Origin of the sequence: Collinsella sp. BG-O-102 (assembly GCF_023656745.1) — a bacterium.
Taxonomy (GTDB): domain Bacteria; phylum Actinomycetota; class Coriobacteriia; order Coriobacteriales; family Coriobacteriaceae; genus Collinsella.
The window spans coordinates 111,974-129,142 of sequence record NZ_JAMOKO010000003.1; the positions used below are offsets into that span (position 1 = coordinate 111,974).

Sequence of the window (17,169 nt, forward strand, 5' to 3'; positions counted from 1 at the left end):
GCCTTTGCCTTTACAATGGGGTCATGGAACAGATTATCTTGAACATACTCGAGGCTCTGCGTCGCGGCGAGACCGTGGACGACAAGGCACTCGTCAAACTGATACATGCCGAGGCGCGCCGCGAGGGTGCCGACAAGCGCGATTTGGCCAAGCGCCGTCTGCTGCCGTTCTACCAGCGGGTTAAACGTGAGGAGCCGGCTCGGTGGGCTGCGTGGAATGTCAATTCCGATCTGGAACGTCAACTGCTGCAGGTGCTGCGTATGAAGCCGCGCCGCACGGCTTCGGGCGTGGCGACCATTACCGTCATCACCAAGCCCTGGCCGTGCTCGGGCGATTGCCTGTTTTGCCCCAACGACCTGCGCATGCCCAAGAGCTATCTGCACGCCGAGCCGGCATGCGCCCGTGCGGAGCAAAATTGCTTTGACCCGTATCTGCAGGTAAGCGCTCGTCTGACCGCGCTTTCGCAGATGGGGCATGCGACCGACAAGATAGAGCTCATTGTGCTCGGTGGCACCTGGAGCGACTATCCGGAAGGCTATCAGACATGGTTTATGTCAGAGCTTTTCCGTGCGCTCAATGACGATGCCGTCGCCGGCGTGGCTGCCAACCCCATGTTGGCGCGTCCGGGCATCAGCCGTGCCGAGGCAGGGCGTCTACTCGATGACGCTCCTGCCGATGCCTTGCCGCCGGTGGTAACAGAACGCCGTGAGCGCTATCGGGCTGCCGGTATTGCGACCGACGAGGCCGAGCTTGCGAGCGGTGTTGCCGACGAGCAGGGGCGTGTGGATGCTGCCGTGGGTGGCTATAACCGCGCGGTGCGTCGTCTGTACGGTCCCGGTACGCCGTGGGGCGAGGTCGCCGAGTGGCAGACGACCACGATGGAGGAGCTTGAACGTCAGCAGCGCATCAACGAGACGGCGAAGCATCGCGTGGTGGGGCTCGTTATCGAGACGCGCCCCGATGCCGTGACGCCACAGGCGCTCACGCTCATTCGTCGCCTGGGCTGCACCAAGATTCAGATGGGCATCCAAAGCCTTGACCAGCACCTGCTCGATATCAACGAGCGTCGCATTTCGGTGGCGCAGATCGAGCGGGCGTTTTCGCTTGCGCGTCTGTTTGGCTTTAAGATCCACGCGCATTTTATGCTCAACTTGCTGGGCGCCACACCCGAGGGGGACAAGCGCGACTACGAGCACTTTATGACTGAGGGGGCCTTTATGCCCGACGAGGTCAAGGTCTACCCGTGTGCGCTCATCGAGGGCTCGCGTCTGGTGGGCTGCTACGAGCGCGGCGAGTGGCGCCCCTATACCGAGGAAGAACTGCTCGACGTGCTGGCCGACGACATCGTGGTGACGCCGGCGTTCTGCCGTATCAGTCGCATGATCCGCGACTTTAGTTCCGACGACATCATGGTGGGCAACAAGAAGCCCAACCTGCGTCAGCTCGTTGAGAACCGCCTGGCTGCTCGGGGTGACGGTGCGACGGTGCGCGAGATTCGCTATCGCGAGATCAGTACGGCGGGTGCCGACTTGGGTGAGCTATCTCTTGATGAGGAAGCGGCGTACGAGACGCCGGTGACTTACGAGCGCTTTTTGCAGTGGGTGACGCCGCAGGGCAAGATCGCGGGCTTTTTGCGCCTGTCGCTGCCCGACCATTCATTTGTTGCCGCGCATGCGGACGAGTTGCCGACGACGCCGGACGAGGCGATGATTCGCGAGGTGCACGTGTATGGCATGGCGGCACGCGTGGGTGACCAGGGCCAGGCGGCGCAGCATCACGGGTTGGGGCGTTTGCTCGTGGAGCGTGCGTGCGAGATTGCCCGAGATGCGGGCTATGCGCGCATCAACGTGATTAGCGCGATTGGCACACGCGAGTACTATCGCCATCTTGGATTTTATGACCATGGCCTTTATCTGCAAAAGGAGCTCTAGATGAACAAGCCGAGTGTTTCTGCCGGCGTCGTTGCCGGCGTTGCTCTGGGAGCCGCGGCGCTTGGTGCGGCCGCTGTCGCTGTTCGTGCTGCCTGTCTGCAGGTTGCGCGAACCCGCAATGGGTTGGCGCGCGTGAAACGCGTGCACGATGAGGGCGGCGATGAGATTCGCGTGCTCGTGCAGGGCGGCGTCTACCAAAGCGCAAGCTATGTTGGCGATCGTTGGGCAGAGCCCGTCTTTGCGTATTATCGTGCATTTGACGATGTGTTTGAGGCCGAGGACGCAATGCGTGACGCTTATGGTCACGGTATCGACCGTACGCTTATGCTGGGCGGCGGTGGGTTTGCCTATCCCAAGTTCGCGCTGATGTCGCACGAGAGCTTGCGCATGGACGTCATTGAGTACGATGCCGAGATTACGCGCCTGGCGCGCCGTTGGTTCTACCTGGACGAGCTGGAGCGCGTGGTGGGCGACCGCTTGCGGGTGATTACCGCTGAGGCTCGCTCATATCTGGGCGTGACGAGTGTGGGCCATCGTCGCTACGACGTGGTCGTGAGCGATTGCTTTGGCGGTGCCGAGCCCGTACGCGAGCTGGCGACGGTTGAGGCGTTGCGTTTGGTGCGGGGCAGCCTAAATGTCGGTGGCGTCTACGTTGCCAATATCGTGAGTGCAAACGAGGGGAGCGATGTGGCGTTCCTGCGCGATTGCGTTGCCACGGCACTCGAGGTGTTCGCTCGCGCCTGGATGGTGCCTTGTGGCGATACGGAGTTCGGCGGCGAGGAGAATTATCTACTCATCGCCAGCGACGGCGACTACGCCTTTGCCGAAGCTGTGCCCTTCGACACCGACTTCCTCGGCACCGTCCTTCACGACAAGTAAGTCTCTCCGTCCCAAAAAGACTGGTCTTAGGCGTGGTCGCGCCAGCTGCGGACACGCTGCTTCATGCCTTCGATGTCGAGCACACCTTCGGCGAAGCCTTTGCGCACGAGCTCTTCGGGAACAAACTCGTCGTACCGATCAAAGTAAGGTACCTCGCCGGGATAGACGAGCTCGATGGGGTCGAAGTCCTTTTCGGCCTCGGCTGCGAGCACCTCAAAGAACGTCTCCTTGTCGGCCTTCATCTTGAACTGCATAAAGTATGGACGCGACGAATCGAGCCCGCGAAGGCCCAGCTTTGCGGCGCATTTAATCTTAAGCAAGCGCTCGAGCGCCAAAAAGGCGTAGCTGCCCAGCCAGGGGAAGAGCACCCAGGTGTCGCCGCCCAGGTTAATGAGCGGCTTGGCCCCCGCGCCCGAAATCTCGGCCGTATGGCGAGCCTGTGCAAGACGTGCCCGTGCGTTGCCCATGAGATACGGATATGCCGCATGCTCGTTGAGCGCTTTGCGCATGCGCTCGAGTACATGCGTATTGATGTCTCCGGGGCAGTCGCCAAAGTAGGCCGGCACCCGGCCCTTGACCTGCGTGGCAAAGACAGTGTGGCGCTTCCAGTCCACTTCCTCGACAATCCAGCAGTGTCCGGCGATGGCGATGCGCTCACCGGGCGGGGGCGGATTGACGATCGTGCCCAGCTCGGCCGACTCGCTGCGAACGGTGAACTCCTCGTTTTCCTGGAACACGGCGTAGAACTTAAAGTTGTTGATGATGCGCTCGCCCGCGAGACCCACGATCAGCCCGCCGCCCTCGGTGACCTGGATGTGGTCGATCTTGATGAGGTGGCGCAGCAGTACGCGATAGTCATCGGCTGAGACGCGGTGGAAATAACTGAGCGTGAGCACGCGTTGGGCAAGTTCGGCCGGCGTGAGCTCGCCGGTGCTGGCGAGGGTCGACATAGTCTGGTGATAGAGCAGGCTGTAGGGGAGTCGATCGAGCTCGGGCGGCTCGACCCACTTTTCCTCGCGATAGAGTTGTACGAGCGCGATACCCTGCAGGAGCTTCCAGGGAATGGTTTCGGGCATCATCGTGCGCGGCTCGGGTTCTTCCTCGCGCATGACAAACCACATCTCGGGCGGAAGGTCGCGGCGTCCCGTGCGCCCCATGCGCTGCAAAAAGGAGCTGACGGTAAACGGCGCGTCAATCTGGAAGGCGCGCTCCAGGCGGCCGATATCGATACCGAGCTCCAGCGTAGAGGTGGTGACGGTTGTCTGCGTCTGCTCCTCGTCGCGCATGAGCTCCTCGGCCGTCTCGCGCAGCGATGCCGAAAGGTTGCCGTGATGGATTAGAAAGCGGTCGGGCTCGTGTCGACTTTCGCAGTAGCTGCGCAGCATGGAGCACACGGCCTCTGCCTCCTCGCGCGAGTTGGCAAAGACCAGGCACTTGCGGCCGCGCGTATGCTCAAAGATATAGCCCATACCGGGGTCGGCGTTGTCGGGCGCCGTGTCGGTGGGGTTGAGAAGCGCCTGCTCGGTCGCTCGTGGGATGTCGACTTCGCCCTCGGGGGCCGAGGAAGTGCGACGGTCTTTGGGAGCGGCCTTGCCCCGTGCCCGCTCACGACGTTGACGGCGCTCCTCTTGTGTGAGCTGCCCGCTGTGACGCATGTCTTGGGCGCCGGCGGGCAGTGCCGTGGGCGCCACCGCCTCGATGCGCTCGCATGCGAGCACTTCGGCTTCCTGCGGACCTGTACTCGCGAATCCTCGCTGCTGCGCCTGGGGACCCGAGTTGTAGAAGTGCTCCATGGAGATGCGCCACACGCGGCGCGGCTCCTCAAAACGTGGGATGACGCAGTTGCGTCCCGTCCCCTGCGACAGGAAGGCGCCCGTGCGCTCGGGGTCGCCGATGGTTGCTGACAGACCGATGCGGCGGGGCTGCACGCCTGCCATGCGCGAGAGCCGCTCGATAAGGCAGAGCGTCTGCCCGCCGCGGTCGCCGCGCATGAGCGAATGGACTTCGTCGATAACCACATAGCGCAGGTCGCAGAACATACGAGGGATTGCCATGTGCTTATGGATCAGGAGCGCCTCGAGTGACTCGGGCGTAATCTGCAAGATGCCGCTCGGTTTTTTGATGAGCTTAGCCTTGTGCGACTGCGAGACATCGCCATGCCAGTGCCAGACAGGGATATCGGCTTCTTCGCACAGGTCGTTGAGGCGGACGAATTGGTCATTGATGAGCGCCTTGAGGGGGCCAATGTAGAGGGCGCCCACGCTTGCGGGCGGTCTCTCCCAAAACTCGGTCAGGATGGGAAAAAAGGCTGCCTCGGTTTTGCCGGAAGCCGTGGATGCCGTCAGGAGCACATTGTCTTGCGTGTTAAAGATGGCATCTGCCGCCGCAACCTGGATAGAGCGCAAGCTCTCCCAATCGTGGGAGTAGATGAAGTCTTGGATAAACGGGGCGTAGCGGTCAAAGGCGTTCACGGGGCCTCCTCTCAAAAACGAATCTCTCAACGCGGCTGGCAACGGCTTGCTGCATTACAGTCTCAACGTTCGCCCAGATAAAACCTGCCAAAATAAACCTGTCCCTTTTTGGCAGGTTAGATGGTGAATTCGGCGAAGTTACGGTCGCCGCCTGCGGTGCCGGTGTCGCCTGTTGCTGCTGCCGGCACCAGCGCGTCGCCGCCGACGCTTTGCAGCAGCTCGGCTACGTTGGCGTCGGGGTTCTGGCATAGGATGTCGAGCAGCTCGATAAAGTCGCGAATGACTTCACGCGGCGTCAGATGTGTGTCGGCTCCCACACGACCGAACTCGATCTTGAGGAAGTCCACCAAGTCGTTCTCGGTAAGCGTGGGCGTCCAGCCAAAGTAGCCGGCGTGAATTTGCATGAGTTTTTCGATCAGCACCAGCAGCTCCTCGTAGGTGAGTGGCTGCAGACGGATGATGGGCGCGAGCATGTCCTTAAGGTCCTCGCGTGCAAAGCGGCCTTGAGCGAGTCGGCTGCGCAGGGCCTCGTAGGAGAACACGCCGCGGCGGCGGTCTTCGATGGAGGTTGGCGTGCCGCCCATGATCATGCCCAGGTACTGCGCCTTGCCCTGGAGTGTGTCGTTGTACATGGTCAGGATCTTCTCGTAGTTGTACTGGCGCGTGATCGCGTTGGGAATCTTATACAGATTCACGAGCTCGTCGATGAGCACCAGCATGCCCTTGTATCCGCTGCAGACCAAAAAGCGTGCAATGAGCTTAACGTAGTCGTACCAGTCGTCATCGCTGATGATGGTCGAGGAGCCCAGCTCAGCGCGTGCCTCGCTCTTGGTGCGGTACTCGCCGCGAATCCATTTGGTCACGCGGCTCATGGCTTCTTCGTCGCCCTCGGATACGGCCGTGCGATAGCGGCGGAGCATGCGGGTGAAGTCGAAGCCGTGGACCATTTCCTCGAGCGGGGCCAGTTGGGCATTGACGACCGACTCGTCGACGTCGGCGTACGAGGCGACCCAGCGATCAAGAATAAGGTTGAGCGCACCGCCCTCGGGGCGCGTCTTGGTCGATATATTGCGTATGAGCTCGCGGTAGGTGGCAAGGCCCTGCCCCTGCCCGCCCTGCAGACGGCGCTCGGGGGATAAGTCTGCATCGGCGACGACGAATCCCTCACCCATGGCGTGCGTGCGGATGGTCTGGAGCAAAAAGCTCTTGCCGGCGCCGTAACGACCGACCAGAAAGCGGAAGCTCGCACCACCGTCGGCGATGAGACTCAGATCGGTGAGCAGGGCGCGGATCTCGACCTCGCGCCCTACGGTAATGTAGGGAAGGCCGATGCGCGGGACCACGCCGCCCTTGAGCGAGTTGAGAATGACGGCAGCGACGCGCTTGGGCACGCGGGGTGCTGCGGATGCGGTATCACTCATGGTCTAGGTATCCTCTCACGTCTGCTTCGTAGTCCTCAATAATCTGCGGCCCTGCCGCGCTAAATTCAATTACGGTGTCGCCCACCAGGTCAAAGAGCGCCTCGTTGATGGTATCGACGAGCATGTCCTCGCTCTGTCCCGATTGCACTACCGCCGATTCCGCCTGTACTGCGTTGTGCTCGAGCAGCGCGCGGAGATAGGCGTCTGCGGCAGGCGTGAGTTCGTTCGTGGCGTCAGCGGGCGCAACAGCTGCGAACGCGGGCGTCGGCGCGAGAAGCGGTGCCACGACACCAAACTGTTCGGTGGATATGGTTGGCTCGTCGGTCTCGTCCTGCCGAATGGGTGCCGCGACCGCCTCGACAATCGCGTCGGCTACGGGCTCGGCTTCCGGTTGCCCTGAGTCCGCTGCCTCGGCTTCCACAGGTGCGCCGTCCTCGCGCTCTTCGTCGATTAAAAGTGCTTCGCGCGTTTGCGCAGCGGCGCTCCGAATGTGCCCCAGCTGACTCAGATCGATATCGATCTTGACGGGCTGGTGTGCGGCGTCCCACGAAAGCCATGCCATGATCTCGTCATCGATAATCTTGGCCAGATATTTGGGGACCTTTTCTTCCTTAAGGGGATGGGCGGGGTCCAGCGCCAGGCGCAGGCGTTGGTCGCAGGCGCGCATCATTTCACCGAGCTTGCTGCTCTTTTGCCTACTACCATGGATACGCATACATTCCCAAAAGCCGTTTTGGCAACGGTAGATGTGGATGGGATCCAGGCGGTATTCGCAGTCCTCGTGGCGCTCGGGCGCAAAGAATACGGCCGAGGCAAACATGGTGTAGGGCATGGCCGTCTCCTCCCCAAACAAGCTCGCTACGATGCCGGTCTTTCGGTGCGTGTCATAGTAGCGCGCCATGCGGACATACACGGCGCATGCCACGTGGCGCAGATCGCGGTGGTGGCTGCGGTCGAGCCGCGAGTTACTTAGGTTGTACGTGGAGAGGGCGTTGATGGCGGCCATGAGTCGCTCCTCGCGCACCTCATCGGGCGGAAGGGGGAGCGTGGGCTCGGAGGTTTTGCGACGTTTGGGGGTCTGGTCGGACGGTGCCGGTGCCGGTACAAGGTCTCGTGCCGCGCGCCGCAGCTCGATAAGGGCGTTATCGAACATGACGGTTTTAGAGTCGCGGAGCAGCTTGGGGTCGAGCCCATGGAATACGGCGTAATCCTGCAACCACACGCGTGCAAACCGATCAATGCCGGGCTCGAAGGCGCGATAGACATCCCAAAAGGCCTTGATCTTGTTAAAACCGTCGAGCGGGTCATCTACGCCAATGCCGCAAATCAGCTCATAGAGATACAGAAAGGCAAAGGACGTAGACGTTTCCTCGACGGTTCCGCGGCGCACTTGGGCACGCCAGGTAAAGTAGCCGCGCAGCTGCCGGTCGCTCATGGCGTTGTAGGTGGGAAAGTACGACTTAAAGGTGCCGTTGTAGGGACAGTCGTCCTCAAAGTCGGCCATCAGCAGGCCCTGGCGGTAAAAAAGCTCGGCTTCCGAAAGCCAGCGGCCCGCACCGCCCTTGGGGTCATCCTGCCAGCGCGATATCTCGCGCATTTTACGGTACTGGTCGGGGAGGAAATTCTGCATCTGTCGGCCGGTTTTGAGAATCGGCTCGTCTGCGTAGACTTCATGTGAGAAGCGGGCAGACTGATGGGTCCGGGCCTCGGCCATAATGCGCTCGATGAGCATCTTGATGTCCTGGTCGGCCACCGCTCCTCCTCTCGAACGCAGCTACGGTGACCTCATATCATAGCACAGCATCAAACAGGTGTTCGAGATACCGCTGCGTTGATAGATTTAGAACAGGAGGGCGTAGATGACGGCGATGACGACGGAGGGGAGCATATTGGCCGTGCGGAAGGTCTGAGGACGGATGAGGTTGACGCCGACGCAGAAGATGAGCATGGAGCCTACGAGCGAAAGGCTGTTGAGGGCTGCTGTGGTCATGATGGGGGAGAGCGCGCCGGCAAACAACGTGATCGTCCCCTGGAACACGGCTACGGGCAGGGCCGAGAAGATGCAGCCGCGTCCGAGCGACGCCGTCATGGTGCAGACGATGATGCAGTCCAGTGCGCCTTTCAGGGCAAGCGTTGACCAGTCGCCGAGCAGGCCGTCCTGGATCGATCCCACAATTGCCATGGCGCCGATACACACGGTGAGTGAAGTCGAGACAAAAGCGTTGGTGAACTCGTTATCGCCCTCACTGCCGGTCTTGCGCTTGAGCCATTCGCCAAGGTTCTCGATGGCGGCTTCCAAGTTGACGGCCTCGCCGATGAGCGAACCGAGCGCAAATGAGACGATGAGCATGGTGGTGCCGGTGGTCGCTAGCGCCTTCCCATCGATAAGGAGCATCTTTTGCATGGTGCCGCCAAGGCCGATAAACAGGACGCACAGCCCCGATGCTTTCATGAGTGTGTCTTGGATGCGCGGTGTGATGAAGCGGCCGCCCGCTAATCCCAAAAGACCGCCCGCAACTAAAAGCACAACGTTGATGATTGTTCCCAAGCCCGGCATGAGCCCTCCTGTATTGATGCCAACGTGGCAATCGTAGCAGAACGAAATGCGAGGCACATCGCGACTCATCTAATACGTTATATAAGTGGTGTTAGGAATGATGTGCAGCATTTAAGCCTCAGGTGGTTGTCGGGACATAGGGATAGTATTCAAAGCGCAGTGTCATAAGCCGCTGCGGGGATTCAATAGCCGCGGCGATGATATTGGCATCGCGGGCACGATCAAACCCTTCGAGTTCGATCTGATACGAGACGTCTTGCATAATGTCCAGACGTCGCCAGGCTAGGAGTGTGTCACCATCGAATTCCAAGGTCTTGCCTCCGTCTGGAGCAACGGCGTATAGACGCAGCTTGGCGGTGGTTGCAGGGTCGACAACCGTGACCTTTTTAATTTCGTTTCGAGTATTCTTGGCGCCCAACAAGGTGAGCAGTGTTGGGGCCACGACCTCGCCCGATGGCAAAAAGACGACTTCGATGGATTCGGGAAATGCGATGATAGCCGACTTGCGGACGGGCTGATTGGCGGCGGCAACTTCGATGTTCGCAGCGTCGATGACCTCTGTGTGGTCGAGTGCGGCAAGCACGCAACAGTTACCTTCATCGATCTCTTGAGGATCAGCAAGCCCCAGACTGTCCGCGAGCTCGGGATCGTTTGGATCGGCAGCGGGCTCATTCGGTGCTTCGAAAGAAGCTGGGGCGCTGTTTGTCGGCGACGGCGTGTCGCCCGCACCTGCTTCTTTATCCGCGCTCTCTTCTTGTATGGTTGCGTTGATGGGTTCGTCGTTTGAGGGGAGCGTCTTGGCGTCAAGCGCGGAGGGGAGAATTCCGATGGCTCCGGATCCGTTCCACTCCATTTCGAGAAGCGCCGGGTCGGCAAGAATGCGTTGCCTGCTTTGCGCGTGGGCATCGATTTCAATAGGGCCTGCCTCTATCCCTCGTGTAAGACTGAGTGATCCGGCTGGCTTCTCGAAATGAGCGTTTGTGTCTTTGGCGCTGACGGCGTAGAACAGCAGGGACGCTTCTCCCGCCGCGATGGCATCGGTGCCGGCTTTGGTCAGTCGCAACGATGCCGTGAATGAGAGGGTGGGCTGCGCATCGTCTGCATTCGCGGCGGCGCAGCCCAGACATATACCGCCTCCTTTCTCGAAAAACGTACCGTCGAAGGCGACCTTCGCTCCGTTCGCCGAGTCATCGACCGAAGCGATGTCGATGCGCAGCTCTAAATTGCATGGATCGCCATCCGCATCGAGCACAACCGAGCGCCACATGCAGACGGCGCACCCCGCCTGGGAGCCGTTTGCCTTGTTCGAACGATTGATATCCACGACTATCGAGCCGTCCGTATTACGACGAAGGCATCCCGAGGTTGAGATTGCGGCTTGTGCGATCGAAAAACGCTTACACGCAATGGCACTCGACGGATTTGGTGCGGAGCTTAGGGCTGCTGGTAAGGAGTCTGCCATGACGGGAGTCGCCCAAGCGGCGACGGGCGTTCCGGTTGCGAGCGCGCCGCAGAGTGCGACGACGGGCAAAAGGTTCTTTGATGCCATGGGGTCTCCTTAGCTAATTTAGTGCGGCCTGTCCGTGTTTTGTTTCTGGCTGCGTTTGATGTGCAGACCGAGGCCGGCGGTCCCCGCGCCTGCTGCTGCGGCGCCTGCTGCCAAGAGCCATCGTCTGTCGCCTGTCTGCGCCAACGGTTCCTCGCGGTCGCCGCGGTCGAGCTCCGAGAGGTCGACCGTCACTTGCGTGGCGGCCTGCGCCTGTTCTTGCTGGGCAAAGGCCATGGCTGGCCCAAACGCTAGGATGCTGACGGCGACGGCCAGGGCGACAGCCTTATGCCGTGTGCGCACCGGGCTCGACCGTCCAGGTGATCGTTGCAACCTGATCGCCTTCGCCGGTTACGCGGAAGATGTCGCGCGTGACGCGGGCGACGTTTCCGCTTGTCTTGAGCTTAATTTTGTCCTTGCCGCCGGCAATGCCCTGGTAGCCCATGTCGAAGGCTGCATTCTTGGAAAGATCGAGGCCCGTCCCCTGCGTTGCGGCGCTGGCGTTCTGGAGTGCGCCGTCGGGGCCGACCTTAAAGTCGATGGAGTTCTGTGCGGTTCCGGCTTTGGCGTCGGCAGCAATGGTCCAGGTGTTCATGGCGTCGATCTTCATGTTGGTGACATGGATGCCGTAGGCCGAATGATTGTCGATGGTGGTCGCGTCTTCTGAGGGGCCCTGAAGCGTGCCGTCGGCCTTGGCGACGAAGGGAATAACCGTCGGAACTTTGAACTCAACGTTGTCGATCTCGGTCCTGACCATTACTTTCGTGGTTCCAACGCGCCCGGCTGCCATAGCTGGCGTCGGGGCGGCGCCCATTGCGAGCGCGAGCGCGAGCCCTGCGCCCACGACGAGCGCTCTGGCTCCGTTCATGTTCCTGGTGATGTCCATGGTCGTTCCTTTCTATTCGCCGCGGGCCGTCCCCGCGATGATTGGACGAATGCTGGTGAATTGCGTGCGGTGCCGCGTCGGCCGGAAAAGCTAGTTCTCGGCTTGCTCAACCCGCACCTTGACACGTGTCGGATTGCCGTGGCTGTCGAGGGTCTTGGCATCGAGTGCCTGGATCTCGATGTACGCCTCGCCTTCTTTGATGTCGCCGGCGGGGCACGTTTCGATTGTCTTGCCGGTCTCGACCACACCGGATTCGTACATGGTCTCGTCGTTTTGGATGACGCGGAATCGCTGGGGAAATTTATTGTCTTGGACGTTTTGCACGTTGACGCGCAGCTTGCCGTCCTCCTGCAGCTGAGCGACCGGTGCGACCGAAATCGTCATCATGTTGTCGCGGACGATGGCGTCGAGCTCATCTTGGATTTCCTGACGCGTTTTGCCCTCGGCCGTCGTAACCGAAGCGCCCGCCTCGGGTACGGGCTGCGACTGCCAAGCGTATAGTCCTACGGCGACAAGGGCACAGACGATGGCCAAACAGGCAAGGATGAGCTTCTTGCGACGACCCAGGCCTGCAAAGTGGGGTGGCTTCTTCGCGCTCATGCGGCATCCTTGGCGGTATAGATGCGCGCAAAGGTGGACGGGTTCGCTCCAAAGAGCATGTGAAGCATCAGGCGGCGTGAGTAGACAAGCTCGTCGAAGTCGGGAGGGAGCTCGATGTCGTGGGTATGCGCGATGCGGTGGGCGAGCGCCGAGAACGACTCGGGGTCGCAGATCACATCGGTGGTAACGTGGTAGACCGTCGTATCGGGGAATGCCTCTTCGTCGAAAGGCAGGAGATGGGGATCGTCGTCGACTTCGATGGCGATGCCGTACTGGGGCCAGTAATATGCCATGGGAACCTCCCTGCTTCTGGGGCCAAAACTTCTGTCGGTTTTGGCTGTCGATGCCGACGGTATCAGCCACTACTTGACCAATTGCTGACCAAATGCTTGACGGATTGGTGTCTCCGCAGGTAAAAGGCGGCAAAAAATACTCCAACTTTTTTCAAGCGACAATCGCGCGGTCGGCGACGGCGGGGCCATATGTGTCAAAAGCATCGTCTACCGAGGAAATCAAGCCGCTCGCCGAATTGCACGAACGTAAAAATCGCCAATTATGGAGACGGTCTCGAACACGTCGACGAAACGATGCGGTAACATCTCCCTGCAAACACTGTAGTTAGCTAAAGGGGGAGTTCGCGTGTCTGCAACCATCAAACCCTTCACCGACGAGTTCGAAGAGTATGGCCGCGATGAATCTCGCGCATCGGGCGAAGCATCGAGCATCTCGTTTCCGACAACGGAAGACGAGGTCCGTGCCATTTTGGAAAAGCTCCATGCCGAGCGTGTCCCGGTAACGGTTCAGGGCGCCCGAACCGGCCTTGCCGCCGGTGCCGTGCCCCACGGCGGGCATATCCTCAATACTTCCCGTATGAATCGCTACTTGGGCCTTCGCCGCGATGAACAAGGCCAATTTTTGCTGCGCGTGGAACCGGGCGTTGTGCTCTCGGAGCTGCGCAAGCAGCTGAGCAAGAAGGTGCTGCCGACCGCTGGTTGGGACCAGGCATCGCTTAAGGCCTACGATGAGTTTCAAGAGGCCCCCGAGCAGTTCTTTCCCACCGATCCCACCGAGGCGTCTGCCTGTCTGGGCGGCATGGCGGCATGTAACGCCTCCGGTGCCCGCAGCTACGCCTACGGCCCCATGCGCCCGCATATCACGGGACTCCACGTCGCGCTGGCTGATGGTGATTTGCTTGAGCTTCAGCGCGGCGAGGCTTTTGCCCAGGGCCGCCACCTGTCGCTCGTGACGGCAGTGGGCCGTGCACTCGAGCTTGACCTTCCCGACTACACCATGCCCAAGACCAAAAATGCTTCGGGCTATTTCGTTGCTGACGATATGGATGCCATCGAATTGTTTATCGGTGCGTGTGGCACAATCGGCGTCATCACCGAGCTCGAGATTGCCCTGCAGGCGGCGCCTGCGGTCGTTTGGGGCGTGAGCTGTTTCTTTGACAGCGAAGACAAGGCCGTGTCCTTCACCGATTCCGTGCGTCCCGTCCTGTCCCATGCGGCTGCCATCGAGTACTTCGACGCTGGCGCCCTGGATATTCTACGTCGCCAGCGCGAGCAGTCGACGGCGTTTGCCTCGCTGCCGGCGCTCGACAAAGAGGCCAAGGTCTGTGTCTACGTGGAGCTCGACTGCGACGACGAAGTTCAGGCGACTGAGGAGCTGTATCACTTGGGGTGGGTACTGGAGCTTGCGGGTGGCCGCGACGACGCGACCTGGGTTGCGCGCACCGAGGTCGATCGCGAATGCCAGCGGTTCTTCCGCCATGCGGTGCCCGAGAGCGTCAACATGCTCATCGACGAGCGCCGCCGCACGGATCCCGCCATCACCAAACTGGGCTCGGACATGTCGGTGCCCAATGCACGCTTGGCCGATGTCATCGCCCTTTATCGCCGCACGTTGGCCGAAAGTGGGCTTGAATCTGCCGCCTGGGGGCACATCGGTAACAACCATCTGCATGTGAACATTCTGCCGCGCGATGCGCAGGAATACCGCCGCGGCGGAGAACTCTTTGCCCGGTGGGCTTCCGAGGTCACGGTCATGGGCGGCGCCGTCTCCGCCGAACACGGTGTCGGCAAGATCAAGGCGGGCTTCTTGGAGACGATGTACGGTCACGAGGCCATGGTCGAGTCGGCACGGCTTAAGCTCCAGCTCGATCCTGCCGGGCAGCTGGGCCGCGGTAACCTGTTTTCGGAGAAGCTCTTGGATGAGCTCGTCCAGAAAGGGGGCGCGTGAAGATGAGCGATTTCCATATGGTGGTGTGCGTCAAGGCCGTGCCGGGAAGCACCGAGGTCAAGATGGACCCCAAGACCAATACCATCGTGCGCGATGGCAAACAGGCGGTCATTAATCCCTTTGACGCGAGCGCTTTGGAATGCGCGCTGGCGCTGAAGGACGACTTTATCGGCTTTGGCATGGATGTGCGCGTGACGGTGGTGTCGATGGGCATCCCCGCGACCGAGTCGCTGCTGCGCGACTGCATCGCTCGAGGCGCCGACGACGCGCTGCTGCTGACCGATCGCGCCTTTGCAGGTGCCGATACCCTGGCAACCACCTATGCCCTCAAGTGCGGCATCGAGGCGCTCGACGAGGACTTCGACCTGCTCATCTGCGGCAAGATGGCGGTGGATGGCGATACGGCCCAGATTGGTCCCGAGCTTGCCGGTGCCTTTGATATTCCCTGCGTGACCGATGTGAGCTGCGTGCAGAGCGCGGGCTTTACGACCTGTGGCTCGCTGGCGCTCGTTCACGGATGCGATGCCGGCGAGGAGACGGTGTACCTTGAGATGCCGTGCGCGATGACGACTGCCAAGGAGATTGGCCAGTTGCGTATGCCGAGTATTGCCGGTATCCGCGCGGCGGAGGAGGCGGACGTGCGCGTGGTCAGTGCCGCCGACGTGAACGCCGACCCCGCGCGTTGCGGTCTTGCCGGGTCGCCGACACAGGTCGTGCGCTCGTTTGTGCCCGACCGTGACCAAACGTGCGAGGCCGTTGACGGAACGGCGTCCGAGCAGGCGGCAAAACTTGCCAAGATCATCGAGGGGATGGCATAGATGAGCGGACTGATTATCGATAGCGAAGCCTGTATCGGCTGCGGTCGCTGCGTTCGCGCCTGCGCCTCGGGCGGCATTGTGGTGGAGGGCGAGCGTCCCAACCGATGCGCCCGCGTAACCGACGGCTGTATCCTATGCGGTGGGTGCGTCGACGCCTGCCCTGTCAACGCTATCTCGATCGAGTGTGACGAGGCCGCTGGTGCGGTGGACCTTGATGCATATCGAGACATTTGGGTCTTCGTGCAGACCGACGAGCACGATACGGTGACTCCCGTTGCCTATGAGCTTATGGGCAAGGGGCGCGAGCTTGCCGATGCTCGCGGCTGCCGTCTGGTGGCACTGGTCGGCATGAGCCCCGAGGGCTCGCTCGGGGACCTGGAGCATCTGGTTTGCGCGGGCGCCGACGAAGTCCTGGCCTGTCGCGACGAGCGCCTGCGCCAAAACGATGCGGAGGTCTACGCCCGCTTGATCTGCGATTTGGTAGCCGAACGCAAACCCGAGGCCATCCTATACGGTGCGACCGCTTTTGGTCGCGAACTGGCACCCGGCGTTGCCGTGCGTTTGCAGACGGGCCTTACGGCTGACTGCACCGTACTTTCGATGGATACAGAGACGGGACTGCTGCAACAGACGCGTCCGGCGTTTGGCGGCAACCTGATGGCCACCATCATTTGCCCCAACCACCGTCCGCAGATGGCAACGGTGCGCCCCGGTATCTTTAAGGCTCCCGACTTCGACTACGGCCGCTCTGGCACGATCACCCAGATATCGCTTGCGGATGATGCTAAGGCTCGTGTCGAGATCTCGATTCCCGCCGAGGAGTGGGGACAGCAGCCCTCGATCGCCAATGCCGAGCGCCTGGTCGTGGTGGGTCGCGGCATTGGTTCCAAGAAAAACCTGCCGTTGATGCGAAGGCTCGCCGAGGCTCTGGGTGCCGAGCTTGGTTGCACGCGTCCCGTCGTGGAGGCGGGTTGGCTGGAGTATCGCCACCAGATTGGCCAGACGGGCGTATCGGTTTCGCCCAGGCTTCTCGTGAGTATCGGTGTTTCGGGCGCCATCCAACATCTTGCCGGCATCGGTGGGGCGGAGTGCATCATCGCCATCAACGAGGACCCGGATGCCCCCATCTTTGGTGCTGCCCAGTACAAGGTTGTTGGGGACGCCGTCGAGGTCGTCGAGGAGCTGCTGGCCCAGCTTGAGCGCTAGGCGCGCGCCAGCCAGTCGCGCATCTCGTCCTTTAGGCGGCTCCAAGTCGCCTGCGTGGCGGGGTCGGTAAAGGGCCGCGTAATGCCAAAGGGCGCGTCGAGCAGGCGGTGGATATCGCCCTGTTCGCGCGCCAGCGCGCGGCTTGCTGGATAGACGAGCTCAAACATAAAGCAGATAAGCCCCACCAAGAAGTCGGCGGGCTCATCGCGCTCATCGCGTGCGACGCAGCGGTGCTCGTCAAAGGCGGCAAGTGTCGGCGACGAGAAACGGCTGCCGAGAAACGTCTTCTCGTCCACCTTGAGGATAGTGTCGACAGTGCTGTCGGCGATGGTGCGCATAATGTCGATCTTGTCGCCATCGCGCACGATATCGCAGAAGCTCCGCGTGCGCTCGTCGAGCTGCGCGGGTAGACGGAAATCGCTGTGATAGGCAATGCTCGCTCGGATGAGCTCATCTTCTGCCGGGTCATCGATAAAGTCGCGGATGCTCGTTACGGCGGGTGCATCGGCGGGATTCTCGCCAAAGAGGACCTCGATGCCCAGCGCCGCATGGCTCATGCTCTCGGCGTCCTTAAAGGTGTCCCAGCGTCGCAGCTGCTCAAAGCGGCCCATAT

Annotated in this window: 15 protein-coding genes; 5 read left to right on the forward strand and 10 right to left on the reverse strand. The window is 61.1% G+C overall.

Annotated features, from left to right (window positions below; genetic code table 11):
* Window positions 1-23: 23 nt before the first annotated feature.
* Both NBH09_RS02605 and NBH09_RS02610 read left to right on the forward strand, forming a co-directional pair.
* Window positions 24-1,931, forward strand: coding sequence for an elongator complex protein 3 (locus NBH09_RS02605; RefSeq protein WP_250786992.1), 1,908 nt, complete (start codon window positions 24-26; stop codon window positions 1,929-1,931).
* The gene (locus tag NBH09_RS02610; protein ID WP_161115336.1) at window positions 1,932-2,810 is read left to right on the forward strand and encodes a spermidine synthase; all 879 of its coding nucleotides are present in this window, start codon (window positions 1,932-1,934) and stop codon (window positions 2,808-2,810) included.
* A gap of 26 nt (window positions 2,811-2,836) precedes the next feature.
* On the opposite strand, the gene NBH09_RS02615 is transcribed toward NBH09_RS02610, so the two are convergent.
* The 9 genes from NBH09_RS02615 to NBH09_RS02655 form a co-directional block, all read right to left on the reverse strand.
* Entirely contained in the window at window positions 2,837-5,281 is a 2,445-nt protein-coding gene (locus NBH09_RS02615) for a DEAD/DEAH box helicase (protein ID WP_250786993.1), read from the reverse strand.
* A gap of 116 nt (window positions 5,282-5,397) precedes the next feature.
* Window positions 5,398-6,702 (reverse strand): ATP-binding protein, encoded by a 1,305-nt coding sequence (locus NBH09_RS02620; RefSeq protein WP_161115338.1) that lies wholly within the window; start codon window positions 6,700-6,702, stop codon window positions 5,398-5,400.
* Window positions 6,695-8,455 carry a TerB N-terminal domain-containing protein gene (locus NBH09_RS02625; RefSeq protein ID WP_250786994.1) on the reverse strand — a complete coding sequence of 587 codons (1,761 nt, stop codon included), beginning with the start codon at window positions 8,453-8,455 and terminating at the stop codon, window positions 6,695-6,697. The genes NBH09_RS02620 and NBH09_RS02625 overlap by 8 nt, the downstream gene beginning before the upstream one ends.
* Before the next feature lie 87 nt (window positions 8,456-8,542).
* Entirely contained in the window at window positions 8,543-9,259 is a 717-nt protein-coding gene (locus NBH09_RS02630; RefSeq protein WP_006234467.1) for a DUF554 domain-containing protein, read from the reverse strand.
* 118 nt (window positions 9,260-9,377) lie between these two features.
* Window positions 9,378-10,808 carry a hypothetical protein gene (locus NBH09_RS02635; protein ID WP_161115339.1) on the reverse strand — a complete coding sequence of 477 codons (1,431 nt, stop codon included), beginning with the start codon at window positions 10,806-10,808 and terminating at the stop codon, window positions 9,378-9,380.
* Window positions 10,809-10,826: 18 nt separating this feature from the next.
* Entirely contained in the window at window positions 10,827-11,108 is a 282-nt protein-coding gene (locus NBH09_RS02640) for a hypothetical protein (RefSeq protein WP_161194871.1), read from the reverse strand.
* Window positions 11,092-11,691: a hypothetical protein gene (locus NBH09_RS02645; protein WP_006234462.1), complete on the reverse strand. Its 600-nt coding sequence runs from the start codon at window positions 11,689-11,691 to the stop codon at window positions 11,092-11,094. The genes NBH09_RS02640 and NBH09_RS02645 overlap by 17 nt, the downstream gene beginning before the upstream one ends.
* Before the next feature lie 90 nt (window positions 11,692-11,781).
* Window positions 11,782-12,291: a hypothetical protein gene (locus NBH09_RS02650; protein WP_161115341.1), complete on the reverse strand. Its 510-nt coding sequence runs from the start codon at window positions 12,289-12,291 to the stop codon at window positions 11,782-11,784.
* Window positions 12,288-12,584 (reverse strand): hypothetical protein, encoded by a 297-nt coding sequence (locus NBH09_RS02655; RefSeq protein ID WP_161115342.1) that lies wholly within the window; start codon window positions 12,582-12,584, stop codon window positions 12,288-12,290. The genes NBH09_RS02650 and NBH09_RS02655 overlap by 4 nt, the downstream gene beginning before the upstream one ends.
* Before the next feature lie 346 nt (window positions 12,585-12,930).
* Here NBH09_RS02655 and NBH09_RS10080 point away from each other — a divergent pair, with 346 nt between their 5' ends.
* From NBH09_RS10080 to NBH09_RS02670, 3 genes are read left to right on the forward strand one after another with little or no spacing between them, the layout of a single operon-like run.
* A complete protein-coding gene (locus NBH09_RS10080; protein WP_250786995.1) occupies window positions 12,931-14,532 on the forward strand; it encodes an FAD-binding oxidoreductase in 1,602 nt (533 codons plus the stop codon).
* A 2-nt stretch (window positions 14,533-14,534) separates the two neighbouring features.
* A complete protein-coding gene (locus NBH09_RS02665; RefSeq protein WP_250787007.1) occupies window positions 14,535-15,350 on the forward strand; it encodes an electron transfer flavoprotein subunit beta/FixA family protein in 816 nt (271 codons plus the stop codon).
* Window positions 15,351-16,556 carry an electron transfer flavoprotein subunit alpha gene (locus NBH09_RS02670; protein ID WP_250786996.1) on the forward strand — a complete coding sequence of 402 codons (1,206 nt, stop codon included), beginning with the start codon at window positions 15,351-15,353 and terminating at the stop codon, window positions 16,554-16,556.
* Here the strand turns inward: NBH09_RS02670 and NBH09_RS02675 are convergent.
* Window positions 16,553-17,167 (reverse strand): hypothetical protein, encoded by a 615-nt coding sequence (locus tag NBH09_RS02675; RefSeq protein ID WP_250786997.1) that lies wholly within the window; start codon window positions 17,165-17,167, stop codon window positions 16,553-16,555. The two genes, NBH09_RS02670 and NBH09_RS02675, sit on opposite strands and share 4 nt — an antisense overlap.
* Window positions 17,168-17,169 lie beyond the last annotated feature (2 nt).